The sequence below is a fragment of the Rhodoferax sp. genome (assembly GCF_013297935.1).
Taxonomy (GTDB): Bacteria; Pseudomonadota; Gammaproteobacteria; order Burkholderiales; family Burkholderiaceae_C; genus Allorhodoferax.
On record NZ_JAAFIX010000001.1, the window covers coordinates 125,125 to 148,945 of the forward strand.

Genomic DNA, 23,821 nt, shown 5'->3' on the forward strand with positions numbered 1-23,821 from the left:
TCAATCCCGCAGCACGATTCCAGAACGATCGCCCCACCAGAAGTACACATCGTCTTCCCAAGTGATGTCACTCAGATCCTGGCGCGAAGTATTGGCTTCTGTGATCTTGACCCGGGTGCCATCAGTTGCCACCACGATGAAGGTGTTGTAGGAGCCGAAATAGGCAATTTCTTTGACCTTGCCGGTGAATACGTTGACGCCCACCGCCGGCTTGGTTTTACTGATCTCGATCTTCTCAGGGCGCACCGCGATACCCACAGGCATGTTGAGCGTGCCGCTCACGCCGTGGCCTACCTGGATTTCGCCAATACCGGTCACGGCGGCACAACGATCCACCTCGTCAACGCTCAGTCGCCCTTCAAACACGTTGACGTTTCCGATGAAGCCCGCCACGAAGCGATTGGCAGGATGCTCGTACACCTCTTCAGGGCTTCCCACCTGCAGGACCCGGCCTTTGCTCATGACCGCAATCCGGTTGGCCATGGTCATCGCCTCTTCCTGATCGTGGGTCACCATCACGCAAGTGACACCTACCTTCTCAATAATATTCACCAACTCAAACTGGGTCTGCTCCCGTAGCTTCTTATCAAGCGCACCCAATGGCTCATCCAGAAGCAAGAGCTTAGGACGCTTGGCCAGACTGCGCGCCAGTGCAACCCGTTGCTGTTGACCGCCGGAGAGCTGATGGGGTTTGCGTTTGGCATAGGCACCGAGCTGAACCAGATCCAACATTTCACCCACGCGCTGCTTGATTTCGTCTTTGGGCAACCCCTCCCGCTTCAGACCAAACGCGACGTTCTCCCAAATATCAAGATGCGGAAACAGCGCATAGCTCTGGAACATCATGTTGATCGGGCGGTCATAAGGCGCCAGTTTGGCAACGTCTTGCCCACCGAGCAATATGCGTCCCGATGTCGGTGACTCAAAACCGGCCAGCATACGCAGCAACGTAGATTTGCCACAACCGGAACTGCCCAAAAGCGCGAATATCTCGCCTTGCGCGATCGAGAGTGAGACCTCGTCGACCGCTACGGCTTCATCAAAACGCTTCACCAATTTTTCGGTGACCAGATATCCCACTTTGTCGGGTTGCACTGCCATGTGATTGACCTTGAATGATGTCGCTGAATACAAAAAGGGCTGTTCATACCGGGGTACAAACAGCCCTTGATGCGCTGGGTTCAGGGCTTACTTGCCTTTTTTGAACGCGTTGTAAGCATTCGCCATGGATTCACGCGCTTCATTGGTGAAGCTGCTTGGAGGGATCATTTTGGCGAAGTATTCGGCGTCCACGAAGATGCTCTTGTTGGCGGTCATCTCGGGATTGATCTTCTCGACCGATGCCTTGTTGCCGGTGTTGTAGTTCATCTCATTGGTCATGGATGCACCACTTTCGGCACGGAGGTAAAAGTCAATGAACGCGTGTGCATTGTTAGGATGCTTGGCGTCCTTGGTAAGGCCAATAGCATCGATGAAGATCAATGCACCGGTACTTGGCAACAAAGCTTCGATGACTTCTTTGGACCCGTTTTCTTTCGCACGACCCGCTGCAATGTTGATGTCGCCGGCCCAGCCGATAGACACACAAGCCTTACCGCCTGCAATGTCGTCAATCATGGTGGAGCTGAACAAACGGACATCTTTACGCACCTTTGCCAACATGGCGCCGGCTTCCTTGTAGTCGTCTGCACTGTTGGAATACGCATCTTTACCGATGTAATGCAGCGCCACAGGCAAAATTTCAGTCGGGGAATCCAGGTAGGCGATACCGCAGGATTTCAGCTTAGCGGTGTATTTGGGGTTGAACACCAGATCCCACGCGTTTTCCGGCATGGGCATGCCGCCCAGGGCTTTTTCTACTTTTGTTTTGTTGATACCGACGGTGGTGAAGCTCCAAGCCCAAGGCACGAGGTGCTTGTTCTCAGGGTCAGCCTTGGTCATGGTAGCCATCAGCGCGGGGTCCAGGTTTGCAAGGTTTTTGATCTTGGACTTGTCCAGGGGCTGCAACAAACCACCCTCAATTTGCGGCTTGGCAAACACAGTGCCGGGGACCACGAGGTCATAGCCGGTATTGCCAGCCACCAATTTGGCATGCAGGGCTTCGTTGGTTTCGAAGGTGTCGTAGTTCACCTTGATACCGGTTTCCTTTTCAAAGGCCGCAATCATCCCCTCAGGAATGTAATCAGGCCAGTTGTAAATATTGAGTACCTTCTCTTCAGTATTGACGGGCGCCGCCGGCGCGCTCGCTACAGCAGCAGGTGCCGCGGCGGCCGCAGGTGCCTCTTCTTTTTTACCGCAACCGGCCAGAACCAGCGCCGACAGCGCGAAGGTGCAAAGGTACTTTTTCATGGTGAGCGTATCCCCGTAGAAATGAAAATATTGGACTACAAACTACAAGCCTGACACTAGCAATATTCAGACCAAAAAAGATTATAGAAGTGCTAAATCAATGCTTTGGCATTCAACTCCGCATGTGTCAAATCCAGCGATAAATAAATCAGACGCATCAATTCATCAATATCAGCGCGGGTCATCGTCAGAGGTGGGGCAATGATCATGCGGTCGCCCACCGCCCGCATCACCAACCCGCTGCGGAAACAGTGGGCGCGGCACACCATGCCCACGGCGTCGGCCTCTGCAAAACGCGTCCGGCGCTGCTTATCTTTGACCAGCACCAAGCCGGCTACAAACCCACATGTTTCTGCCGCGGTGACCAAGGGATGCTCGTTGAGCTCGGTAAAACGTTGGGCGAAATACGCTCCGATGTCGCCACGAATTTTTTGCGGCAACTGTTCTTGCTCCATCAGGGCAATGTTGGCGAGTCCAACAGCACAGGCCACCGGGTGCCCGCTGTAGGTGTATCCATGGTTGAATTCCCCGCCCTGCTCTATCAAGACCTTGGCCACACGGTTACCCACCATTACTCCCCCCAAAGGGATGTAACCACTGGTGATCGCCTTGGCAAAGGTCACCAAATCTGGCTTGTAGCCGAACTTCTCGTAGCCGAACCAATGCCCGAGGCGGCCGAAGGCACAAATGACTTCATCACTGATCAGCAAGATGCCGTATTTGTCGACGATGCGCTGAATCTCCGGCCAATAACTGTCGGGCGGAATGATGACCCCGCCTGCCCCCTGCACCGGTTCAGCAATGAATGCCGCCACCTTGTCAGGTCCGACCGAAAGAATTTTCTCCTCCAGCCAACCCGCGGCCCGCACCCCGAACTCCAGCGCAGACTCTCCGGGCAAGCCGTTCTCAAAAAAATACGGTTGCCCGATATGCGTGATGTTCGGAATGGGCAAATCACCCTGGGCGTGCATGCCACTCATTCCCCCCAGCGAGGCCCCTGCCATGGTGCTGCCGTGGTAGGCATTGAGTCGGCTGATGATGACTTTACGCTCGGGCTGACCCAACAAATCCCAGTAGCGGCGGACCATGCGCACGTTGGAGTCATTGCTCTCGCTGCCACTGGACGAATAGAACACATGCTGAAAACTACGGTCACCGACATCCGGTGCCAGTGAAGCCAACTTGGCCGCCAGTTGCACCGCCGGCACATTGGTCGTTTGGAAGAAGCTGTTGTAGTAGGGCAGTGTCATCATTTGCTGATGAGCAGCATCGGCCAGCTCCCGCCTACCGTACCCCGCGTTGACACACCATAAGCCACTCATCCCATCCAGGATTCGGTTGCCCTCCGAATCCCACACATAAATGCCCTCAGCATGGCTGATTACCCGGGCACCGCGGCTCTGCAGGTCTTTAAAGTCCGTAAATGGGTGCAGAAAGTGCGCGCTGTCCAGAGACTGGATCTGTGCAGTGTCGATAGAAATAGTCATGGCAAGTCAAAAAATGAATACGCAATCTCAGCGGGGCTTACACATGGAGCAACAAGTGCTCTCGCTCCCAGGGTGAGATCACCTTCATGAACTCATCGAACTCCAACTCCTTGATTTCGGAGTACACGGTGACAAACTCTTTGCCCAGCACCTCGTGCAGATCGCTCTCTTTGCGCAACCAGTCCAAGGCCTCGCCCAGACTGCGCGGGAGCGCATAGGGCGAGAGGTAGGCATCCCCCCGCATTTCGGGCTTGGGCTTGATTTTGTTTTTCAAACCCAAGTAGCCGCAGGCCAAGGTCATGGCCATGGCCACATAGGGGTTGGCATCCGCCCCGATCACCCGGTTCTCTACGCGACGGGCTGCAGGGGAAGAAATTGGCGAACGTATTCCCACGGTGCGGTTGTCATAACCCCACTCAATATTGATGGGCGCTGCCGTATTGCGTGAGAGGCGCCGGTAGCTATTCACATAGGGGGCCACCAGAACCATGGCCGCCGGAATGTAGCGCTGCAGCCCCCCGATGTAGTGCATAAAAGCCTCGGAGGGGGTTCCATCCTCGTTGCTGAACACGTTTTTGCCGGACTCCATATGCACCAGACTCTGGTGTACGTGCATGGCACTGCCCGGCTCACCGGCAATCGGCTTGGCCATAAAAGTGGCGTACATGTCGTGGCGCAACGCAGCTTCCCGCACCGTGCGCTTGAAGAAGAACACTTCATCGGCCAGGCCCAAGGGCTTGTTGTGGAAGAAATTAATCTCCATCTGGCCCGCACCCACTTCGTGGATCAAGGTATCTACGTTGAGCTCCATCTTGTCGGAGTAGTCGTAAATCTCTTCAAACAAGGGGTCAAACTCGTTCACCGCGTCAATACTGTAGGCCTGACGCGAGGTCTCCGCCCGCCCGCTCCGCCCCACCGGCGCTCTGAGCAAGGTGTTGGGATCAGTATTGCGGGCCGTGAGGTAAAACTCCAACTCGGGCGCCACGATGGGTTGCAAGCCCTCTGCTGCAAACAAATCGCAGACCCTGCGCAACACACTGCGGGGCGCAAATGGAACCAGCTTGCCCTCGTGGTCGAAACAGTCGTGAATGACCTGCGCAGTAGGGTCGGTAGCCCAGGGAACGATACGCACCGAAGAAGGATCCGGGCGCAACTGCATGTCTTTGTCGGTAGGGTCAATGACATCGTAGTACGGCCCGCTTTCAGGAAACTCGCCGGTAACCCCCATGGCCACAATCGCCTGGGGCAGTCGCATGCCACGGTCTTCGGTGAACTTTGCCCGGGGCAAAATTTTGCCGCGGGCGACCCCGGTCAAGTCAGGTACCAAACACTCTACCTCGGTGACCCGGCGCTCATTGAGCCATTGCTCCAGATCGTTGAAATTCATGTTTTTGTTTTCGGTCATTGTTTTCTCCTTGGTGTGCAGCATCGACATCATGCCTGCAGCACAACGCTTTGAACAAAATCATTCTGGTGCAGAATTGGCTGAAATCCGGAGCCATTTAAAAGGCTTCTATGGTGCCACTTTTACTCCACTGCCATCCCATGCTGTCCGAACTCATCCTCAGTGAAATGCACCAGCTCAGCAGCAAGGGGCAGATGCCACTGCACCGGCAGCTGTATGAGGCCCTGCGCAGGGCGGTACTCCAAGGCAAGCTCCATGCCGGAGACAAACTCCCCTCCAGCCGTGAACTCACGCAAGATCTGAACCTATCCCGCAACACGGTGGTCGCCGCCATCAACCAGTTGGTCACCGAGGGTTACCTAATCAGCCGGGTGGGTAGCGGGACCTATGTCAACGAGCAATCGCGACCTGCGCAGCGATCTCTGACCACCAGCACCGACCAAGGCTCAGGCCTTTCCGTTCGGGGCATTGCGGTGTCGACCCAATACACCTCAGCCCAACTCGAAATACAACCCTTCACCCCTGGGGTGGCGGACTTCAGCGCCTTCCCGGTCGCACTGTGGCAGCGCCTGCAAAACAAGCACTGGCGCATGACTTACCCCGACATGCTGGACTACTCCTACGGCGGTGGCCACACCCCGTTGCGGCGTGCGGTCGCGGACTATCTGCGGGTGTCGCGCAGTGTGCCCGTCGATATGGACCAGGTGCTCATCACCAACGGCACCCAGCAATCTCTGGACTTGTGCGCCCACATGCTCGCGGACCACGGGCAATGTGTCTGGATGGAAGACCCCGCCTACTGGGGCGCGGTGAAAGCATTCACCGCTTCAGGTCTTACGCTCCATCCGGTTGCCGTAGACCCGCACGGCATGGCGCCTTCTCTTGCCGACAACCAAAAGACACCACGCCTGATTTACACCACCCCCTCCCACCAGTACCCGACAGGGGCCGTCATGTCTCTTGCGCGCAGACAACAGCTGCTGGCACTGGGCCGGCAACACAACGCCTGGATACTCGAAGACGACTACGACAGCGAATTCCGCTTCAGTGGCCCGCCGCTTTCGTCTCTGGCGGGGCTCGATAGCAGTGGCCGGGTGATCTATCTGGGGTCGTTCTCCAAAGTCCTGTACCCGGGACTGAAGCTGGGCTACTTGGTGGTTCCCAAAACGGTGGCCGCTGCCTTCAAGCAGGCGCACTATGACCTGAATCGCCCCGGGCAACTTCCACTCCAAGCAGCGTTGGCCGAATTCATCGAGTTGGGGCACTTTGCCGCCGCGCTCCGAAAAGCCCGCCAAAGCTACGCGCAACGCCGCAGGTGCCTGCTCGACGCGTTGCAACCCATCCTCGGACCCAAGGCCAGCATCAGTGGCGCAGAACAAGGCCTGCACCTGTGTCTGCAATTGCCCACCGTGCTGGACGATGCCGCGCTTGCAAGGCGTATCGGCCACGCAGGCATGGTGGTGCGCCCGCTCTCGGCCTACTGCCTCGCAAGACGCGACGCGAAAGGTCTGGTGATCGGCTACGGGTATGCCACGCTCCAAGACATCGCTCGCTGGGGACCCGAACTCGCCAGACTGGTGGCGGCGGCTATAAAAGATCTTTGAGCTGGTGGTAAGCCATGCCAAGCACAAGGCTGGGGGTGCGCAACCACCGCCCTCCGGGAAAGCTCCGGTGCTGCATGCGCGCAAACACATCCAGGCGCTCGGCCTGCCCTGCAATGGCTTGCGCTACCAATCGACCGGCTAAACCCGTCAATGCAACCCCGTGGCCACTAAATCCCTGCAGGTAGTACACGTTGCCACCGATCCGGCCGAAGTCGGGTGCGCGGTTCATGGTGATGTCGACAAAACCACCCCACACATACTCCAGTCGGGTTTTCGCCAGCTGCGGAAACACCCTGCACATGCGACGGTGCATGGTGTCTGACAGATGACGGGGCGTTGCCGTGGAATAGCTCACGCCGCCCCCAAACAACAACCTTTGGTCGGCACTCCTGCGGAAATAGTCCACCGCAAAATTGTTATCACACACCGCAGAATTGCCCGGAAGCAAGCTGGCGGCAAAGGCATCCCCCAAGGGCTCAGTCCCCACCACATAGGTCCCGACCGGCATGATGCGACTACTGAGCTCGGGGGCTACTTGCGGCCCCCACTCAGGCAAAGCACAGTTGCCGGCCAGCACCGCAAAGTTCGCTCGCACAGTACCGTTGGCAGTCTGTGCCGTGACGGTAGCCCCGCGCTGCAACCCGGTCACCGCGGAGTGCTCAAACACCTGCACCCCAGCCGCCTGCGCAGCAGCCAATAGGCCAAGCACGTATTTCAAAGGGTGCAAATGCCCGGAAACCGGCTCCCAGGTCGCGCCGAGATAGTGCGCACTTTGAATCTGGGTTTGCAAATCCGCGCCTTGCAGCCAACGGGTAGAGAACCCGTAGTCCCGCTCTAAGGCTTCGGCGTCGGCCTGCAGTGCCCTCACCTTGCGGGGACTGTCCGCCACCGTGAGATAGCCTGTGGCCAGATCGCAAACAATGCGGTGCTCGAACACCCGCTCCTTGAGCAAAGCGACTGCCTCCAGCGACATGTCCCACACCCTTCGGGACATGGCATGACCACCTTGGGCTTCAAATGGCGCCTGACCGCTGGCCACGCCCACGATAAATTGACCGCCGTTGCGCCCGGAAGCTCCACTACCGACGCGGTCCGCCTCCAACAGCGCCACGGAGTAACCGGCCTTGCGCAAATCCAGCGCGCAACACAAACCGGCAAAACCCCCACCTATCACGACGACATCGGCATGGTGAGAACCAGCCAACGCAGGCAAGGCAGCAGCGCGCTGTGCGCTGGCCTCGTAATAGCTATGGCGATTGAGCTGGGTGTCTGACTGCAGCAAAGACATGGCAAGCGCTACCCCGCGGCCAATTTGGCCGCTTGACCGCTGAGATAAGTCCACACCAGCGTAGCTGCCGCATTACTGGTGAGTTCAGCGTGGTCGTACGCGGGAGCCACCTCCACGCAATCCATCCCGATGAAAGACAGTGGCGCCAACTCTTCCAGCAAGGTCAAGACCTGTGAGCTACTCAGCCCGCCCGGCTCGGGAGTGCCCGTTCCGGGGGCAAACGCGGGGTCCAGGCAGTCGATATCCAGTGTGAGGTAGACCGGCGTGTCACCGATGCGCTGGCGAATGGCATCCACCACCTCCGCCAGCCCGGCACCATCACGCCCCCGCAGAGCACGGGCTGTGAAGATCATTCCACCCTGGTCACGGACGTACTCCCGCGCAGCACGGGTGCCACTGGATCGCAGACCGATTTGGATGGTTTTATCCGCCTGCACCAGGCCTTCTTGCAAAGCTTCATAGGTCCAGGTGCCATGGCCGGAGGGTTCTCCGAAATGGTCTTCCCACGTATCGCAGTGCGCATCAAAGTGAATCAAGGCCACCGCACCATAGCGCCGCTTGATCGCACGCAGCAGTGGCAGAGTGACCGAATGATCGCCCCCTAAAAACACGCAATGGTGGTTGTTCAACAAAGCGTCCGCCTGGGCCTCAATCGCAGCCCGCACCTCCACCAAGGGCGAAGCATTGGGCAAGGTGAACTCACCGGCATCGCCAAGCCTATCGATCGGGCTGACGCCAAAGACCGGGTGCAAGCCGTCACACAACATCAAGGATGCGCGCCGGATTTCTTGCGGACCAAACCGCGCGCCCGGACGATTCGTCACCGCACCATCAAACGGAATGCCTGTCAGCGCAAATGCCTGATCGTGGAGAGGGCCGCAGGCCAGAAAGCGATTGCTGTTGCTGGCATAGGCAAAAGTACCGGTTCCCATGAAATGTCCTTCTGTCGCAAAACTGGTTTGAATGGAATTCATGTCAACCTTAACCGCGCGATTGCGCCTGTTTGGAGCCACTTGAGGGCCACCGCTTGGTGTAGGCTTGAGCGCTTTGCTGATTGACCCCATACGCCATGAGTACCACGAACACGACACCCCGGCTCCTCTCCTATGCTCTGCTGGCTTCCAGCATGGCGCTGGTCGGCAGCTACGTCGCCCTGTCGAAGCCATTGGTCATGGTGCTGCCGGTTTTCTTACTCGCGTGGCTGCGTTTCGGAATCGGTGGTCTGGCTACTCTGCACTGGCTCAAGCGCCCTGCCGACGAGCCGCCCATGACACCGGCCACGCGGAAATTTTTGTTCCTCGAGTCCTTCTTCGGAAACTTTCTGTTTTCTATCTGCATGTTGTACGGGGTCAGCATGACCACCGCTGTCTCAGCGGGAGTGATCATGGCCTCCATTCCCGCGGTAGTCGCCATCATGAGCTGGGTTTTTCTGAAGGAAAAAATCAACGCCCGAACCTGGATGGCAGTCGCCTGCAGCGCCCTGGGTATTGGTCTACTCGCACTATCAAAAAGTGAGCACGCCGCGCACGCTTCATCAGGGCCAGCAAGCGATTTGAGTCCTAACAGCCATCTTCTGGGCAACGCTTTGGTTTTCGCCGCCGTGTTGTGTGAAGCCGCTTACGCCGTGATTGCCAAAAAGCTCACCGGCGCGCTGACGCCACGGCGGATTACCTCGCTGATCAACCTCTGGGGTTTTGCTCTGGTAACGCCCTTTGGGGCGTATGTGGCCTGGTCCTTTGACTTCGGCGCGGTGCCGGCGGGTTCCTGGTTGTTGCTGGTGTTTTACGCTCTGGCAGCTAGCGTGTGGACCGTGTGGCTCTGGATGAGTGGGCTCAAGAATGTGCCCGCCTCACGCGCAGGTGTGTTTACGGTCATGCTGCCCATATCAGCAGCGTTGGTGGGCGTCCTCGTTTTGGGCGAGCCCTTGGGCGGGCTTCAACTGCTAGCTTTTAGCATCGCACTCCTGAGCGTGGTGCTCGCCACCCTGCCGGGGCGGGAGGCCAGCCCATCACACTAGTGGGCGGGGCGCAATGACGATGCCGTCGCGGTCGGCATACAACCAATCTCCGGGTCGCACCCACACGCCCTGAATGCGCACAGGCAGCTGGGTCAAGCCCTGTTGACGCCTCTCTGTGGGCAAAGGCATAGGCGCAAGTGCGCGGATGCCCACCTCCTGCAGCTCCAGCTCAGCGAGGTCCCGTACGCAACCGTCCACCACCAGTCCGGCCCAACCGTTGCGCGCGGCAGCCGCAGCCAAGTTGCCCCCGACCAAAGCTCGCCGCAACGAGCTCCCCCCATCCACGATCAGTACTTGCCCGACCCTGCCCGCAGGGGTGTCAAGCCACCCCTGCGATTCCACGGCCTGCTTCACAAAGCTGTTGTCCTCAAAACACTGCACCGTGTAGACCGGGCCACAGAAACTCGCCCGCCCTCCAAACTCGCGAAACACGGGGGGCAACACCCTGAAATCCCCACTCTGGTCACCCTTGTGCGCATCGCAAAAGTCGCAGGTGGAAAACGGGGGAAAAACGGTACCGGACATCGGGGGACTCCTTGGGGACTGATTTCCACCGATTCTCCAATGAAAAAAACAACATTCCTCACGGAAAATTGGTCTTGCTCCCTTGGAATGGGCCTTTTTTGCCATTAGCATGTGCGCTACCAGTGAAGAAGCTTTTTTTTGCTGGCGTAAAACCAACTTCTAAAAGGACAATTCACCATGGCAACTGCGAAAAAAGCGCCGGCAAAGAAAGCCGCTGCTCCAGCAAAGAAAGCTGCTCCTGCAACCAAGGCTGCAGCTCCCGCGAAGAAAGTAGCCGCCAAGGCTGCAGCTCCAGCAAAGAAAGCCGCTGCTCCCGCCAAGAAGGCAGCCGCTCCTGCTAAAAAAGCCCCTGCCAAGAAGCGAACCGTCAACGCCGCGTTCATGAAGGCCCTGACACCGAGCGCAGCATTGGCCGCCGTGGTGGGCGCTGCTGCACTGCCACGCACTGAAGTGGTGAGCAAGCTCTGGACATACATCAAGAAGCACGGCCTGCAAGATGCCGCCAACAAGCGCAACATCAACGCCGATGCCAAGCTCAAAGAAATCTTCGGCAAAGCCCAAGTCACCATGTTTGAACTGGCTGGCCTGATCGGCAAGCACCTGAAGTAAGTCACCTGAGTGACTATCAAAAAAGGCCGGACTCTCCGGCCTTTTTTTTCGTGATATGGCCGGAACAAGCTGCGAACTGGACCCCAAAACACCTAGGGTTTTCCGCCGATTCTTATTGGTATGGTTTATGCATAATCGCCACCTTTAAACCAAGGGATTTTTACCCATGAAACTCCAGGTACTCGCTCTCGCCGCAACCATGGCATTCGGAGCAACTGCATTGCAGGCCAAGACATTCAAATGGTCTAGCGCAAGTGACATCGCAACTTGGGACATCCACTCCCAAAACAATGCCCTTCAAAACGGCATTCACGCCGCGGTCTATGAAAGCTTTGTCTACTACAACAGCAAGACATTCAAAATCGAACCCGTACTGGCCACGGCCTGGAAGGACGTCACACCCACGCAAATGCGCTTCACTTTGCGCAGCGGTGTCAAGTTTCATGATGGCAGCCCACTGACTGTCGATGACGCTGTGTTCTCCATCCAACGCGCCATGATGCCAACGTCGAACTTCACGCCCTACATTCAGGGTGTGGACAAGGTTGTGAAGGTCAACGAAACGACATTCGACGTTTACAGCAAGGCTCCGAACCCTGTGCTGTTGAATCAAATGACAGAGTTGCGTGTCATGAGCAAAGCTTGGGCTGAGAAGAACAAGTCTGTCGCTCCGAAGGACATCAAGACACAGGAAGAAAACTTCGCACACCGTAACGCCAACGGTACGGGTCCCTACATGCTCAAAGAGTGGTTGCCGGACCAAAAGCTGGTTCTCACCCAAAACACAGGCTGGTGGGGCAAGAGTGATTCGAACGTAACTGAAATCGTCTACACCCCCGTTAAGGCAGTGGCCACCCGCATGGCTGCTTTGCTCTCCGGCGAAGTGGATCTGGTGCTGGACCCCAGCCCGCAAGACTTGCCACGCGTTCGCTCCAACCCCGAGTTGAAGGTGATGGACGGCATTGAAAACCGCACCATTTTCTTCGGCATGGACCAGTTCCGCGACGAGCTCGTGGGCAGCAACATCAAGGGCAAAAACCCTCTGAAAGATGTGCGCGTCCGCAAAGCGCTCTACCAAGCGATCGACGCAGACGCGATCACCCGCGTCACCATGCGTGGTCTGGGCCAAGCCACAGGTGCCATCGTGGCACCTCAGGTCACTGGCTGGACAGAGGCTGTGCACAAGCGCTACCCGTTCGACGTGGCAGCTGCTCAAAAACTGTTAGCCGATGCGGGCTACAAAGACGGTTTTGAAGTGGATCTGGCGTGCCCGAACAACCGCTACATCAACGACGAACAAATCTGCCAGGCTGTGACGGCCATGTGGTCGCGTATAGGCGTGAAGGCGAAGCTGCGCACCCTGCCATTGGTGACCTACTTCCCCATGATCCAGCGCAATGAAGCCAGTATTTACATGCTGGGCTGGGGCGTACCGACATTTGATGCCTTGTACAGCCTGCAATCCCTGGTTCGCTCCGTGGGCGCTGGCGGTGACGGCAACTACAACGTCGGCCGTTACAGCAACCCGCAGATGGACGCTTTGATCGAGCGCACCAAAAAAGAAACCGATCTGAAGCTGCGCACCGAATTGCTCACAAAAGCACTCCAACTGCACAATGACGATGTCGCCAATATTCCTTTGCATAACCAAGTGATTCCTTGGGCCATGAAGAAGAACATTGACGTGGTTCATCGTGCGGACAACCGCCTCGATTGGCGCCTGGTCAAAGTTAAGTAAGACCGCACTTCTTTCGTAAACGGGGTCGCGGCAGTATCTGCCGCGGCCCCCATTTTTTTGAATCTATGTTTGCATTCATAGTGCGGCGCTTAGCGCAAGCGGCATTGGTGATGGTCACCGTTGCCCTCATATCGTTCATGCTGTTTCAATATGTTGGCGACCCTGTCGTCTTCCTGTTGGGGCAGGATGCAACGCAAGAGCAAATCAAGGAACTGCGTCAGGCCCTGGGCCTTGACCAACCTTTTATTGTTCAGTTCTGGCATTTCCTCAGGAATGCTGCCCAGGGCGAGTTCGGCTTCAGTTTGCGCCAGGGGACCCAGGTCTCCGCGCTAATTGCCGAACGCTTCCCTGCCACCCTTGAGCTCGCTTTGGTCGCTGGTTTTCTGGCACTTGCGGTCGGAATTCCCATGGGCGTTTACGCCGCGCTCAAACGCGGTTCGTTCTTGAGCCAAGTGTTCATGACCCTGTCGCTTCTGGGCGTCTCGCTTCCCACCTTCTTGATCGGCATCTTGTTGATTCTGGTGTTCGCCGTAACGCTGGGCTGGTTCCCGAGCTTCGGCCGCGGAGAAGTGGTCAAGGTAGGCTGGTGGACCAGTGGTTTATTGACGGCAAAGGGATGGCATCACATCGTGTTGCCGGCAGTCACTTTGGCTATTTTTCAGCTCACCCTGATCATGCGACTGGTACGGGCCGAGATGTTGGAAGTCTTGCGAACCGACTACATCAAGTTCGCCCGTGCCCGGGGCCTGACAACGCGAGCTGTTCACTTCGGGCATGCGCTGAAAAACACGCTGGTACCTGTGATGACGATCACCGGCTTACAGCTGGGCGGTTTGATTGCCTTCGCCATCATCACGGAAACTGTGTTCCAGTGGCCGGGCATGGGCCTCTTGTTCATTCAGGCAGTGACGTTTGCAGACATTCCGGTCATGGCCGCGTATTTGTGCTTGATTGCGCTCATCTTTGTGGTCATCAATCTGATCGTGGACTTGCTGTATTTCGCGGTGGACCCGCGTCTGCGTGCTGGCAAGTCAGGCGGGCATTGAGCCAAAGAACACAACCTTTTTTCCCTCAATGAGGAACACCAATTGAACTCTCTATTTCACCGGTGGTGGGATGGTGATGTGGGCTATAGCTTCCGCACCTCCCCCACTGCCATCTTCGCTGCGCTGATTGCTCTCACCTGTCTGGTGTGTGCCCTCTTTGCGCCCTGGATTGCACCCCACAACCCTTTTGACCTGTCCACATTGCAGCTGGACAACGCCCGCCTACCTCCCGCCTGGAGTGAAGGCGGCAAGGCCAGCTACCTGCTGGGTACCGACGATCAAGGTCGCGACATTTTGTCCGCCTTGATGTACGGTGCCCGTATCTCGCTGGCCGTGGGGCTCGCCTCCGTGGTGTTGTCTCTATTGGTCGGGGTCAGTTTTGGCCTGCTGGCAGGCTTCCTGGGTGGTTGGGTAGACGCATTGCTGATGCGCTTGTGCGACGTAATGCTCTCCTTCCCCGCGATCCTGGTCGCCTTGCTGATTGCGGGTGTGGGGCGCGCGCTCTTCCCCAACGCCCACGAGTCACTCGCTTTTGGGGTACTAATCATCTCGATCTCTTTGACGGGTTGGGTGCAATACGCCCGTACCGTGCGCGGCAGTACCTTGGTTGAGCGCAACAAGGAATATGTGCAAGCTGCACGGGTCACTGGTGTGGCACCGCTTCGCATCATGCGCAAGCATGTGCTGCCCAATGTGCTTGGCCCCGTATTGGTGCTCGCCACCATCCAGGTAGCCACGGCCATCATCACCGAAGCCACCCTCTCCTTCCTCGGAGTCGGCGCTCCGCCCACCTCACCGTCGTTAGGCACCCTGATCCGGGTCGGCAACGACTACCTGTTCTCCGGCGAATGGTGGATCACCATTTTCCCGGGCGCCATGCTGGTCCTGATTGCCCTGAGTGTTAATTTGCTGGGTGATTGGTTGCGCGATGCCCTGAACCCCCGCTTGAGATAACCACCTATGAGTTTGTTACAAGTTAAAAATCTGGTGGTGGAGTTCCCATCACGCAAAGGCACGCTCCGTGCGCTCGACCAAATATCGTTCGATATCGCACCCGGAGAAATTCTGGGCGTCGTGGGTGAATCCGGCGCAGGCAAGTCGCTGACCGGCGCTGCAATCATCGGCCTGCTGGAGCCACCGGGTCGTATCGGCGGCGGTGAAATTCTGCTGGAAGGCCAGCGCATCGACAACCTGCCACAAGACCGCATGCGTGCGATACGGGGCCGCAAGATCGGTGCGATTTTTCAGGACCCATTAACCTCCTTAAACCCGCTCTACTCGGTCGGTAGGCAACTGATTGAAACGATCACCACCCACCTGCCACTGAACCAGGCACAGGCGCGTGAACGGGCCATTCAGCTGTTGAAAGACACCGGTATTCCGGCAGCCGAGCAGCGCATAGACCACTACCCGCACCAATTCTCTGGCGGCATGCGCCAGCGCGTCGTGATTGCCTTGGCTTTGGCAGCGGAACCGAAGCTCATCGTCGCTGACGAGCCCACCACGGCACTGGACGTTTCCATCCAGGCGCAGATCATCACCCTGCTCAAAACCATCTGCAAAGAGCGTGGTGCTGCGGTCATGCTGATTACCCACGACATGGGCGTGATTGCCGAGACTTGCGACCGCGTGGCTGTGATGTATGCGGGCCGGGTAGCCGAAATCGGCCCCGTGCACGATGTGATCAACCGTCCGTCACACCCCTACACAGCGGGCCTGATGGCCTGTATCCCCGACATGAGCCAAGATCGCGAAAACCTTCACCAGATTGATGGTGCCATGCCACGACTGAATGCCATCCCACAAGGCTGCGCATTCAACCCGCGCTGCACCCGCACAATTGCCAAATGCACACAGCAACGCCCAGACCTGATGCAGGCAGGCAACACCCAGGCAGCCTGCTGGCTGCATGAGGCAGGGGGTGCCGCATGAGTCAAGATACCAAACCGCTGGTAAGGGCGACGGACCTCGCCAAGACCTTCGACGTCTCTGCCCCTTGGCTGAACCGGGTGATTGAACGCAAACCCAAGATGCTGCTCAAGGCAGTAAACGGCGTGAGCTTTGATATTGAACGGGGGACCACCCTCGCTCTGGTGGGAGAGTCCGGATGCGGCAAGAGCACGGTCGCGCGTTTGCTGGTCGGCTTGTATGAGCCAACCCGTGGTGGCTTCGAGTTCGACGGCCAGGATGCCCATGCTGCATTCAAAACGCCAGAGGGACGCAAGCTACGCAGACGCGTGCAAATGGTGTTTCAAGACCCCTATGCCAGCCTGAATCCACGCTGGACGGTGGGCGACATCATTGCAGAGCCACTCATCGAACATGAGATCTTGAGTGAGAAAGCCGCCTTGGACCAGCGCGTGGGCGAATTGCTGGAGTCCGTCGGTCTCTCGGCACAAGACCGCATCAAGTTTCCGCACCAGTTTTCAGGGGGCCAGCGTCAGCGCATCTCCATCGCACGGGCTTTGGCGACCCAGCCAGAGTTTCTGGTGTGCGATGAACCCACCTCCGCTCTGGATGTAAGTGTGCAGGCGCAAGTGCTCAACATCATGAAAGACCTGCAGCGCAAGCAGGGCCTGACTTACCTGTTCATCTCGCACAACCTCGCGGTAGTGCGGCATGTCAGCGACCAGGTGGGCGTCATGTACTTGGGTGGCTTGGTGGAGTTGGCTGACAAACACACGCTGTTTGACAGCCCGCGCCACCCCTATACCCGCATGCTGCTGGATGCCATTCCCAAAATGCACGACACCGGTCGAGCCCGTACGGCGGTGGCAGGCGAGGTGCCGAACCCGCTCAATCCGCCATCGGGTTGTGCGTTTCACCCGCGCTGTCCCCATGCCAATGCACGGTGTAAAAGCGAGAAGCCGGAGATGATCAAACGCGATGGAATCCGGGTCGCTTGCCACGCGGTAGAGGAAGGCCGCATCTGAGTTGCGGCTTGCAGGCAAGGCTAGCGCCCAATGAAAATAGGCCGGCATCTACCGGCCTGTTTTTTTACCAAATCAGGCACTTGCGCACAAAGAATGCGCCTCAACCAGGTCCTTGTGAAACTGGATAACCAACAATATTCTTCAATGCCGGATATCCGCTGACCGCGAACGAAGCCAGCCGCCCACCCATGACGGCACCTTCCACACTGCCCACGTTCAGCCCTGTATAAATCCAATCACCCGCGATCGACAGGTTCGCAAATCCACTGCCCCAAGCCTTCAGGCGCGCGGCAGTGCTGCCGGGTGGCGAGGTCACATAACTCTCGGTAGGATCAATGTTGGCTCGCCAGAACTGCTGGTTGAATCGCTGCACTCCCTCGGCGGACCAAGCGGGGTCCGTACGTAGCAGGCTGAAATCCAGGCCCATGGGGTCGCCCGGCGGGTTGACAACATTGGTCGTTGCCTTAGGCAACAAGGGGCCCATGCTGGCCTGTAAATACTGCACACATTGCGCCTGCACACGCGCGTAGGCACGGGCCGGGTAGCCCGTGTCTTCAAAGGACGGCGCAGGCTCGTACTCCGCCATCGCTCCGCTGAAATACCACAAGGATTGGGGTGCAGAATCGGCTGGCCAGTCTTCCCACTTCAGAAGGTGCGTGAAGTCCACCTGACCATCCAGCGGGTTCAGATAAGTTGCACCGATCACGGTATCTGTCGGGTTTTTAAACTCGATATCCCAACCCAAATCCGTCGTACTTCGATTCATCCAAAGCTGCATCGTCTGGGTCTGGACGGTCGTGACCTTCTCCACCATGTGCTTCCACGCCGGATTCGCCTCCATTAACTCTTTGCAGAGGTACGGTACGGCACCGATGGAGATGGCGAACACCAGATGGTCGAAATCACGCCCTACCCGGAGCTCGCGTTGCGCTACAGGCTTCCAGCCGTTCCAGTAAGACTCCAGATCAACCTTGCCCGCGCGCAGGGCTTCGCCCTCTTCCAATTGCTCAAACTTGGGTTGACCGGGCCAGGCCGGCAGCCCTTTGACGTCAATCAGGGGGACATAGCCTCGCTCCGGGTGCTTGAGTCGGGCCTGCACACCGAAGCGTACCGACTCCACTGCATCGCGCTGCGCACTGAGGTGCAGGCTCTCCACCTTATGGAAGAACTCGAACTTCACACCGCGCTTTTTCAACACTTCGTACAGCGGAGCAATCACGGTCTCCCCCGTACCCGCCTCAAACAACCAGGCGAATGCCCCCGCATAGGCAAAGCTGCGCAGAGTCCAGTGCAAGTAGCAGCCGGCACCCATCAGGGCAGTGCGTGCCGTGTCACCTTTGGGGTATTGGTAGGACAGGTTGACCGTGTTCAGCGCCATCGGGCTGGAAGCCACCATGACCGATGCACCATGCCGGATCAGCCAGTCACTGAAGTTCTCGTCGTCCAGCTGATCAAATCCCTTGCTGGCGACTTCGTCCTTGATACAACCACGCAGAATAGCCAGCAGAAATTCGGCAACGATCAGCAGGCGCCGCAACTCGGTGTTGCCGTCCACCAATCGCTCAGCTGCGATGCGCACCCAACCCCAAGCCGCGTCCAACGCCTTCCACAGCACAGAGTCCACACCATGCAGCACCACGGACTCAGCGTGCAGCAATGCCACCACGGCTTTCACCAAGCCACGGCCCAATGCCCACTCTGCTGCCTGCACTACACTGAGTTCGTGGTGACTGCTTGCATGATGATCCAGCAGGGCGTCCAGCACATCAGCTGTCGCTGCCACCCAATGCTCCACCTTTTGTAACTTGGCAAGCGATTCCAGATCACCGGGAATCAAATCATTGCGGGGCGAGGTGAATGGCCAGCGGGACATCTTGCCGTCGATGTACTCCCACATGAGCACAAAGCTCTCGGGCTTGAAGGCCTCTTCAAACGTGGCTAGCGGCTGACCGGGTTGGCGGCCCAGTGCCTCGTAGCACTGACGCATGATCGGCAGTGCGTTGTAGTAGCTACCGAGAAAGCCATGGATGCCATGCTCCTCAATGCGCATGTGCTCGCCACGTGCCGTGGCACACTTGCCGCCGAGACGCCAACCCATCTGGTAGATAGTGATATCCATGGACTGCTGCCAATCCGGCTGGCTGCTCAACTCGAATGCCGTGGTGAGGGCCGAAATACCGCCCCCCAGAATGGCAACCTTTTTGCGGGTGACAGGCACACCGCCCCGGAGTTCAAGCACATCGGACATGACAGACTTTCAAGGTGAGAGTGGCCGCACTGCGCGTCCACGACCGCGAAGTTTATGCCTGCCAGCCTGCGGCTTTCAGCGCGTCCAAAAACTTGTTGCGATGCTGCTCACGCACGAAAGGATGGCCGAACATGATGGCCTGCATGTTGTAGCCGCGGCCGCTCATGGCCTGATGCAGGCTGGCTTTTGCCGCATCTTGCTCGCCAGCTACAGACAAACAAGCCGCTAACAGCAAATGATTGAAATACCAATCTGCCCTCTTAGCCGTCGCTTCGCGGGCATAACGCACTGCATCAGCGTGACGTCCGTCAACAAAGCAAGCAATGGCGCGACTGCGGATCCAGAGGCTCAGGTGCGGGTCATGCGGGCTCGCATCAATAGCCTGCAAAATAAATTCTTCAGCTTCTTCTGTGCGGCCGGAAAACACCAGCAACCGGCCAAGCTCCCCCGCCGCTGCCGCCGCCTGCGGGTACAAGCCCAAGGAGCACTCCAGCTCCGCAATGGCCGCCTGCATCTGCCCCGCGCATGACAAGGCGGTTCCCAGCGTGAAGTGGGCAAACGCATCGCGCTCGTCGTTCCGCACCGCCACCAGTGCCAGGCGGTTGGCCTCGGCAACGGTGGCACGCGGGTCCTCTGCCCATGCGCCCCAAAGCTTCGCCATGTGCGTGAACGCCATCAAAGACAAGCACGCAGAGTCGCCGGGTTTGATTTCCAGCGCGCGTGTCAACAGCTGCTGGGCCTGCAGCACATGGTCAGGCGTGGTCCGCCAGAAATGCCAGCGGGCCCGCATCAGCAGATCCCAGTGCTCCATGTTCTGTTGCGGCACTTCGCCCGCGACGCGCTCTTCGCTGTGCAGATAAACCGGCTCAATCGCGCTAACAATCTGCCCGGAAATTTCGACTTGCACAGCGAACATATCGCTCAAAGGCCGATCAAACCGGTCTGCCCACAGTGTTTCACCTGTAGAAGTATCGACCAACTCAGCGGTTATACGCAGCATGGTCGCTGCACGCCGCACACTGCCTAGCACCAGGTACCGGGCACGGAGTGCCGAACCGACTGACTGGTTGCTCTCGGTGGTATTGCGATAGGCAAACGAGGAATTCCGCGACACCACCAGCAACCACGGTGATTTCGTCAGTTGGGTGATGATGTCTTCGGCCAAGCCATCCGAAAAGTACTCTTGGTCAGGATCTGCATTCAGGTTCACAAAGGGTAAAACGGCAATGGTCCGGCGGTAAGCCTGCTGGTCTGAAGCACGCCCTTTGCCCCTTAGGACTCGCGGCGGCTCGACTTCGGCCGGCACCACGTTCAAACGCAAGGTGAAACGGTAGCCCCGACCAGGAACCGTCGCAATGGCATCGGCTCCCAAAATTCGCCGCAAGCTGGACACGTGCACCTGTAGGTTGTTTTCCTCTACCACCAGACCGGGCCACACCAGATCAAATAGGCGCTTCTTTGTGACTAACTCTCCAGCATAGTCTGCAAGCACACACAGCACATCAAACGCCCGTGCGCCCACCAAAACAGCTTGCCCATCGCACAACAGCCGACGCTCGTGCCTTTGCAAAACGAATTTGCCAAACGCACTGATTCCTGATTCTTTATCAGTAGAAATAGTATTTACAGACAAAACAGTGCCTTCTCGTTGTTTAGGGAAAGTCACAAGGAATGCGCCCTAGATTCAGGAATTTTAAGGATTCCTTTAAGACTTTATGGACAGAGTTCTCCAAACTACACCTCAGTCGTTGTTACAAAACCATACACATGTCCAAACCAATCCAACTTGCCGACGCCACCTCCAGCCTCTGGAAGCAAACCACCGTCTTGCGCAACGTGCAGGGCCAAGAAGAAGCTATCAGCTTGGGGCCTGACGGCAATGTCTGGAGCTTCATCGCCGATAGTGGCGACAGCCGCTTTGACGCTACGGGCCAACGTCTCGAAAACCTGGAGTTGCCTGCGGACTTCGTCACCGTGAGCCGCAACGCTGCGGGCGCTATCGTGGTCATTGCGGCAAAAGGCCTGCACCTCCAGTACCGCACCGAAACACCCCTGACAGCACTGGATGTTTCTGAAGGCCTGCGCCACCGCTGGACCCCTGCGAAAACCATCCGCTTACCCGCCATCCCCGGTGCAGTCGGCGTGCGCCGGCTCTACACCCAGAACGATTTCAGCGGCATGCGGATTGCCTTGATCGTTGACACGGAGACCCCGGAGAACGGCCAAAGCTATGTGATGGCCTGCTCGCAGTGGACCGACAATGGCCCCGGGCCTTTCATACTCCTACCCCCCATGGGCGCCAAAAAACCTGTGGGCCCCACCCCAGCGGCACCGACCGCGGGAAACCGCCTGTTCCGCACAGCGCAGTCAGCCTGACCGGGCTATCCGCCGGCTCAAGCGCCCGTTTGGTACAGCTCTAGTGGCAGGCCGTCAGGGTCAGCGAAAAAAGTAAAACGCCGGCCGGTGTACTCATCCACCCGGATGTCCTCCACCGGAACGCCCGCAGCTTCCAGCGCTTGTTGAGCGGCCGCCACATCGGCCACAGCAAAGCACAAATGCCGCAGTCCACAGGCTTCGGGTCTTGACGGACGGGCCGGCGGCTCAGGAAACGAAAATAGCTCTAGCTGCGTGCCATCAGGCAGTGCTAGGTCGAGCTTCCAGGAATTGCGGGCGGCACGGAAGTTTTCTGCCAACACCTGCAGCCCCAGCACCTCCACATAAAAGCGCTTGGAGCGCTCGTAGTCCGACGCAATCACCGCCACATGGTGCACGCCCAGCAGTGCGAGGCTCATCGCTGCAACGCGGTTTGCACCAAGGCTGCCTGGGTCATGGCCGCGAGCGTGCCGCGGGTGCTAATGAGTTCGGGCTCCAGCACCACTTCAATCACGGTGCCATTGGGTCGCGCCAATGCGGCCAGCAGCTCCGTTTCAAAGTCAGCACTCTTGCGGATGGTGACCCCCGCGTAGCCATAGGCGCGGGCCAAGGCTGCAAAGTCGGGGTTGGCCAGCGCGGTGCCGGCCACGTGCTCGGGGTACTCGCGCTCCTGGTGCATGCGGATGGTGCCGTACATGCCGTTGTTCAGCAGCAGGATGATGCTTTTGGCGCCGTGTTGCACGGCGGTGGCCAGCTCTTGGCCATTCATCAAAAAGTCGCCATCGCCGGCAATGGTGAAGGCCGTGCGCCCGGTCAGAATGGCCGCGCCGATGCCCGCCGGCACGCCATAGCCCATGGCACCGTTGGTAGGCGCCAGCTGGGTCTTGTGCCCTGCGGCCAAGCCGGTGTAGCGGTAGAAGCGGTGCAGCCAGCTAGCAAAGTTACCGGCACCGTTGGTCAGCACGGCGTCGGCTGGCAAGTGCTTTTGCAGCGTGGCAATCACGCTGGGCATGTCCACTAAGCCGCGCTCGTTGTCAGCGGGCAAGTCTTTGATCACGCTGGGCACCAGGTTGGCCTGGTAATCGGCGTTGCAGCCTTGCGTCCACGCTTCCCACGGCACATTGACCGGTGCGGTCAGCACCTCCAGCGATCGGGCGGCGGCGCGCATGCTGGCGTGAATGGCCAGATCGGCTTGATACACGCGGTTGAGTTCCTCGGCACTGCTGTGGATATGCACCAGCGTTTGCGCGGTTTTGGGCGCTTGCAGCAGGGTGTAGCCGCCCGTGGTCATTTCACCCAAGCGCGGGCCGATGGCAATGATCAAGTCACTCTCGCGCACCCGCTTGGCCAGCGCCGGGTTGATGCCGATGCCCACATCACCCGCGTACTGCGGGTGGTGGTTGTCAAACGTGTCCTGAAAGCGAAAGGCATTGCCTACCGGCAGGCGCCAGTTTTCGGCAAAGCGCTGCAGGGCTTGGGCGGCCTGCGGCGTCCAGCCACCGCCACCGGCGATAACAAAAGGGCGCTCTGATTTCAATAACAACTGGCGCAGGTCCCGCAAGGCCCCCGGGTCGCTCCAAGCCTCCACCGGCTCCACCTGAGCCAACGGCTGTGGCAGTTGGCCTGCGGCGTCGGGCATCAGGGTTTGGGTCAACATGTCTTCCGGCAACACCAGCACCACGGGGCCGGGTCGGCCGTTCATAGCCGTGGCAAAGGCACGGGCAATGTATTCGGGGATGCGCGCCGCATCGTCAATGCGCTCCACCCGCTTGGCCATGCCCAAGGTGCTGGGGCCAAACATCACGCGGTAGTCCATCTCCTGAAAGGCCTCGCGGTCGCGCTGCTCGCTGGCCACATCGCCCACGAACAGCACCATGGGCGTGGAATCTTGAAACGCGGTGTGCACGCCGATGCTGGCATTCGTAGCACCCGGCCCGCGGGTCACAAAGCAGATACCCGGCCGCCCGGTGAGCTTGCCCTGGGCCTCGGCCATGAAAGCAGCCCCGCCCTCCTGCCGGTTGATGATGAAGCGAATCTGCTCCCGGTAGCGGTGAAAGCCGTCCAGCACGGCCAGATAGCTCTCGCCGGGCACGCCAAAGGCGTGGGTCACGCCTTGGGCGATCAGGCATTGCACCAGCAGGTGGCCGGCGAGTTGGGGGGATGCGTCAGGGGTGGAAGAATGTGTCTGCATGCCCGCCA

Annotated in this window: 20 protein-coding genes; 9 read left to right on the plus strand and 11 right to left on the minus strand. The window is 58.4% G+C overall.

Annotated elements, in window-relative coordinates; all coding sequences use genetic code 11:
* From potA to QZW03_RS00645, 4 genes are all read right to left on the minus strand, one after another.
* A complete protein-coding gene (gene potA / locus QZW03_RS00630; RefSeq protein WP_296507381.1) occupies positions 1-1,101 on the minus strand; it encodes a polyamine ABC transporter ATP-binding protein in 1,101 nt (366 codons plus the stop codon).
* A gap of 87 nt (positions 1,102-1,188) precedes the next feature.
* Positions 1,189-2,349 (minus strand): extracellular solute-binding protein, encoded by a 1,161-nt coding sequence (locus QZW03_RS00635; RefSeq protein ID WP_296507383.1) that lies wholly within the window; start codon positions 2,347-2,349, stop codon positions 1,189-1,191.
* 92 nt (positions 2,350-2,441) lie between these two features.
* Positions 2,442-3,836 carry an aspartate aminotransferase family protein gene (locus QZW03_RS00640; protein ID WP_296507385.1) on the minus strand — a complete coding sequence of 465 codons (1,395 nt, stop codon included), beginning with the start codon at positions 3,834-3,836 and terminating at the stop codon, positions 2,442-2,444.
* 37 nt (positions 3,837-3,873) lie between these two features.
* Positions 3,874-5,241: a glutamine synthetase family protein gene (locus QZW03_RS00645; RefSeq protein WP_296507386.1), complete on the minus strand. Its 1,368-nt coding sequence runs from the start codon at positions 5,239-5,241 to the stop codon at positions 3,874-3,876.
* A gap of 140 nt (positions 5,242-5,381) precedes the next feature.
* On the opposite strand from QZW03_RS00645, the gene QZW03_RS00650 reads away from it, so the two are divergent.
* Positions 5,382-6,845, plus strand: a complete 1,464-nt coding sequence (locus tag QZW03_RS00650) for a PLP-dependent aminotransferase family protein (protein WP_296507388.1) — start codon at positions 5,382-5,384, stop codon at positions 6,843-6,845.
* On the opposite strand, the gene QZW03_RS00655 is transcribed toward QZW03_RS00650, so the two are convergent.
* Positions 6,829-8,133 (minus strand): FAD-binding oxidoreductase, encoded by a 1,305-nt coding sequence (locus QZW03_RS00655; protein WP_296507391.1) that lies wholly within the window; start codon positions 8,131-8,133, stop codon positions 6,829-6,831. The genes QZW03_RS00650 and QZW03_RS00655 overlap by 17 nt on opposite strands.
* A gap of 8 nt (positions 8,134-8,141) precedes the next feature.
* Positions 8,142-9,065, minus strand: coding sequence for an agmatinase (speB, locus tag QZW03_RS00660; protein WP_296507393.1), 924 nt, complete (start codon positions 9,063-9,065; stop codon positions 8,142-8,144).
* 137 nt (positions 9,066-9,202) lie between these two features.
* On the opposite strand from speB, the gene QZW03_RS00665 reads away from it, so the two are divergent.
* A complete protein-coding gene (locus QZW03_RS00665; RefSeq protein WP_296507395.1) occupies positions 9,203-10,150 on the plus strand; it encodes a DMT family transporter in 948 nt (315 codons plus the stop codon).
* Here the strand turns inward: QZW03_RS00665 and rraA are convergent.
* A complete protein-coding gene (rraA, locus tag QZW03_RS00670; protein ID WP_296507397.1) occupies positions 10,142-10,675 on the minus strand; it encodes a ribonuclease E activity regulator RraA in 534 nt (177 codons plus the stop codon). The genes QZW03_RS00665 and rraA overlap by 9 nt on opposite strands.
* A gap of 177 nt (positions 10,676-10,852) precedes the next feature.
* On the opposite strand from rraA, the gene QZW03_RS00675 reads away from it, so the two are divergent.
* The 6 genes from QZW03_RS00675 (at position 10,853) to QZW03_RS00700 (ending at position 17,001) form a co-directional block, all read left to right on the plus strand.
* Entirely contained in the window at positions 10,853-11,284 is a 432-nt protein-coding gene (locus tag QZW03_RS00675) for an SWIB/MDM2 domain-containing protein (RefSeq protein ID WP_296507399.1), read from the plus strand.
* Between the two features lie 166 nt (positions 11,285-11,450).
* On the plus strand, positions 11,451-13,022 hold the full coding sequence (locus QZW03_RS00680) for an ABC transporter substrate-binding protein (protein ID WP_296507400.1): 1,572 nt from the start codon (positions 11,451-11,453) through the stop codon (positions 13,020-13,022).
* A gap of 65 nt (positions 13,023-13,087) precedes the next feature.
* Positions 13,088-14,068, plus strand: coding sequence for an ABC transporter permease (locus QZW03_RS00685; protein WP_296507403.1), 981 nt, complete (start codon positions 13,088-13,090; stop codon positions 14,066-14,068).
* 42 nt (positions 14,069-14,110) lie between these two features.
* Positions 14,111-15,022, plus strand: a complete 912-nt coding sequence (locus QZW03_RS00690; RefSeq protein WP_296507405.1) for an ABC transporter permease — start codon at positions 14,111-14,113, stop codon at positions 15,020-15,022.
* A gap of 6 nt (positions 15,023-15,028) precedes the next feature.
* A complete protein-coding gene (locus tag QZW03_RS00695; RefSeq protein ID WP_296507407.1) occupies positions 15,029-16,000 on the plus strand; it encodes an ABC transporter ATP-binding protein in 972 nt (323 codons plus the stop codon).
* Positions 15,997-17,001 (plus strand): oligopeptide/dipeptide ABC transporter ATP-binding protein, encoded by a 1,005-nt coding sequence (locus QZW03_RS00700; protein WP_296507408.1) that lies wholly within the window; start codon positions 15,997-15,999, stop codon positions 16,999-17,001. The genes QZW03_RS00695 and QZW03_RS00700 overlap by 4 nt, the downstream gene beginning before the upstream one ends.
* A 100-nt stretch (positions 17,002-17,101) precedes the next feature.
* Here QZW03_RS00700 and QZW03_RS00705 read toward each other — a convergent pair whose 3' ends face one another.
* Complete coding sequence (locus tag QZW03_RS00705; RefSeq protein WP_296507409.1) at positions 17,102-19,249, minus strand: NAD(P)-binding protein; 2,148 nt, start codon at positions 19,247-19,249, stop codon at positions 17,102-17,104.
* Between the two features lie 52 nt (positions 19,250-19,301).
* A complete protein-coding gene (locus QZW03_RS00710; protein WP_296507411.1) occupies positions 19,302-20,882 on the minus strand; it encodes a winged helix-turn-helix domain-containing protein in 1,581 nt (526 codons plus the stop codon).
* 134 nt (positions 20,883-21,016) lie between these two features.
* Between QZW03_RS00710 and QZW03_RS00715 the strand changes: the two genes are divergently transcribed.
* The gene (locus QZW03_RS00715) at positions 21,017-21,625 is read left to right on the plus strand and encodes a hypothetical protein (protein ID WP_296507413.1); all 609 of its coding nucleotides are present in this window, start codon (positions 21,017-21,019) and stop codon (positions 21,623-21,625) included.
* Between the two features lie 17 nt (positions 21,626-21,642).
* On the opposite strand, the gene QZW03_RS00720 is transcribed toward QZW03_RS00715, so the two are convergent.
* Together QZW03_RS00720 and QZW03_RS00725 are read right to left on the minus strand one after the other, a co-directional pair.
* A complete protein-coding gene (locus QZW03_RS00720; protein ID WP_296507415.1) occupies positions 21,643-22,041 on the minus strand; it encodes a VOC family protein in 399 nt (132 codons plus the stop codon).
* Positions 22,038-23,813, minus strand: a complete 1,776-nt coding sequence (locus QZW03_RS00725) for a thiamine pyrophosphate-binding protein (RefSeq protein ID WP_296507417.1) — start codon at positions 23,811-23,813, stop codon at positions 22,038-22,040. Before QZW03_RS00725 ends, QZW03_RS00720 begins: the two co-directional genes overlap by 4 nt.
* Between the last annotated feature and the right edge of the window lie 8 nt (positions 23,814-23,821).

Excerpts from the sequence above, each read along its gene's own strand:
- QZW03_RS00645 (WP_296507386.1), bottom strand. The coding sequence starts at position 5,241 with ATGACCGAAAACAAAAACATGAATTTCAACGATCTGGAGCAATGGCTC.
- QZW03_RS00680 (WP_296507400.1), top strand. The coding sequence starts at position 11,451 with ATGAAACTCCAGGTACTCGCTCTCGCCGCAACCATGGCATTCGGAGCA.
- QZW03_RS00725 (WP_296507417.1), bottom strand. The coding sequence starts at position 23,813 with ATGCAGACACATTCTTCCACCCCTGACGCATCCCCCCAACTCGCCGGC.
- QZW03_RS00715 (WP_296507413.1), top strand. The coding sequence starts at position 21,017 with ATGTCCAAACCAATCCAACTTGCCGACGCCACCTCCAGCCTCTGGAAG.
- QZW03_RS00700 (WP_296507408.1), top strand. The coding sequence starts at position 15,997 with ATGAGTCAAGATACCAAACCGCTGGTAAGGGCGACGGACCTCGCCAAG.
- QZW03_RS00635 (WP_296507383.1), bottom strand. The coding sequence starts at position 2,349 with ATGAAAAAGTACCTTTGCACCTTCGCGCTGTCGGCGCTGGTTCTGGCC.
- speB (WP_296507393.1), bottom strand. The coding sequence starts at position 9,065 with ATGGGAACCGGTACTTTTGCCTATGCCAGCAACAGCAATCGCTTTCTG.
- QZW03_RS00705 (WP_296507409.1), bottom strand. The coding sequence starts at position 19,249 with ATGTCCGATGTGCTTGAACTCCGGGGCGGTGTGCCTGTCACCCGCAAA.
- QZW03_RS00655 (WP_296507391.1), bottom strand. The coding sequence starts at position 8,133 with ATGTCTTTGCTGCAGTCAGACACCCAGCTCAATCGCCATAGCTATTAC.
- QZW03_RS00720 (WP_296507415.1), bottom strand. The coding sequence starts at position 22,041 with ATGAGCCTCGCACTGCTGGGCGTGCACCATGTGGCGGTGATTGCGTCG.
- QZW03_RS00675 (WP_296507399.1), top strand. The coding sequence starts at position 10,853 with ATGGCAACTGCGAAAAAAGCGCCGGCAAAGAAAGCCGCTGCTCCAGCA.
- QZW03_RS00665 (WP_296507395.1), top strand. The coding sequence starts at position 9,203 with ATGAGTACCACGAACACGACACCCCGGCTCCTCTCCTATGCTCTGCTG.
- QZW03_RS00685 (WP_296507403.1), top strand. The coding sequence starts at position 13,088 with ATGTTTGCATTCATAGTGCGGCGCTTAGCGCAAGCGGCATTGGTGATG.
- QZW03_RS00640 (WP_296507385.1), bottom strand. The coding sequence starts at position 3,836 with ATGACTATTTCTATCGACACTGCACAGATCCAGTCTCTGGACAGCGCG.
- potA (WP_296507381.1), bottom strand. The coding sequence starts at position 1,101 with ATGGCAGTGCAACCCGACAAAGTGGGATATCTGGTCACCGAAAAATTG.
- QZW03_RS00650 (WP_296507388.1), top strand. The coding sequence starts at position 5,382 with ATGCTGTCCGAACTCATCCTCAGTGAAATGCACCAGCTCAGCAGCAAG.
- rraA (WP_296507397.1), bottom strand. The coding sequence starts at position 10,675 with ATGTCCGGTACCGTTTTTCCCCCGTTTTCCACCTGCGACTTTTGCGAT.
- QZW03_RS00695 (WP_296507407.1), top strand. The coding sequence starts at position 15,029 with ATGAGTTTGTTACAAGTTAAAAATCTGGTGGTGGAGTTCCCATCACGC.